2 protein-coding genes are annotated in these 1,141 nt (G+C 69.1%); both read left to right on the top strand.

Going from position 1 to position 1,141, the window contains the following annotated elements:
• Positions 1–71 precede the first annotated feature (71 nt).
• On the top strand, positions 72–611 hold the full coding sequence (locus ACFYY6_RS38335; protein ID WP_388654004.1) for a winged helix-turn-helix domain-containing protein: 540 nt from the start codon (positions 72–74) through the stop codon (positions 609–611).
• Positions 608–1,135 carry a transposase gene (locus ACFYY6_RS38340; protein ID WP_388654006.1) on the top strand — a complete coding sequence of 176 codons (528 nt, stop codon included), beginning with the start codon at positions 608–610 and terminating at the stop codon, positions 1,133–1,135. Before ACFYY6_RS38335 ends, ACFYY6_RS38340 begins: the two co-directional genes overlap by 4 nt.
• Positions 1,136–1,141 lie beyond the last annotated feature (6 nt).

The following is a 1,141-nucleotide window of genomic DNA, read 5'->3' on the forward strand; positions in this document are numbered from 1 at the left end:
ACTGAACTTGATTGAGTGATGTCGGGCTATCGGCCTGACAGTTGAGCGCCAGGTCCGGTAGTTCTGGTTGGGTGAGATACGCGCAGGGCGGCGGGCTGACCGACGCTGGGAGGGCCGCGCGGGAGCGGGTTCGGCTTCAGGCCGTGGAACGCTTCGAGCGCGGGGAGAAGAATAAGGACGTCGCCGCCGTGTTGCGGGTGTCGGAGCGGTCGGTGGAGCGGTGGCGCCGCCAGTGGCGCGAGCGGGGCGAGGTCGGGGTCCGGTCGAAGGGATCGCCGGGACGGCCGAGGCTCGACGAGAAGCAGATCGCCAGGCTGGAACGTGAGTTGGAGCGCGGGCCGCTGGTCCACGGCTGGGCGGACCAGCGGTGGACCTTGGCGCGGATCAGGACGCTGATCGGCCGCCTGTTCCACGTGAGGTACACGGTGGAGGGCACCTGGCGGCTGCTGAAGCGGCACGGCTGGTCCTGGCAGCAGCCGTGCCGGCGGGCGATCGAGCGCGACGACGGAGTGGTCGAGGTCTGGAAGAAGGAGACCTGGCCGTTGGTAAGAGCACCGCGGCGGCGTGTGACGGCTGGATCGTCTTCGAGGACGAAGCCGGGCAGTCGATGACGCCGCCGCGCGCCAGGAGCTGGGGACGCAAGGGCTCTACGCCGGTGGTCCGGGTGCGCGGCCGGGGCTCGGGCCGGGTGTCGATGGCCGGGCTGACCTGCTACAAGCCGGGGAAGCGGTCCCGGATGTTCTACTCGGTCCGCGAGTACCGGGGCCGCAAGGGTGAGCCGAAGGGCATCGGCTGGCGCGACCTGCGCGACCTGCTGGTCAGGGCCCACATCCAGCTCGGCGGCCCGATCGTGCTCGTGTGGGACAACCTGCGGATGCACCTGGTCGAGCCACTGCGTGAGTTCATCGCCGCCCACGCGGACTGGCTCACCGTCTTCCAGCTTCCGAGCTACACACCGGACTTGAACCCGCAAGAGGGCGTCTGGTCGCTGGTCAAGCGCGACATCGGCAACCTCGCCGCAGCCGACCTCGGCCAGATCACCCGCGCCGTCAAGCACAGGCTCAAGCAGATCCAGTACCGCCCGGACCTGGTCGACGGATGCCTCGCCAGCACCGACCTGATTATGGACGACTGACCGACA

Source organism: Streptomyces sp. NPDC001750 (assembly GCF_042892615.1).
In the GTDB taxonomy this organism is placed as follows: Bacteria; Actinomycetota; Actinomycetes; order Streptomycetales; family Streptomycetaceae; genus Streptomyces.

Coding starts and splice junctions, on each gene's coding strand:
- ACFYY6_RS38340 (WP_388654006.1), top strand. CDS start 608: ATGACGCCGCCGCGCGCCAGGAGCTGGGGACGCAAGGGCTCTACGCCG.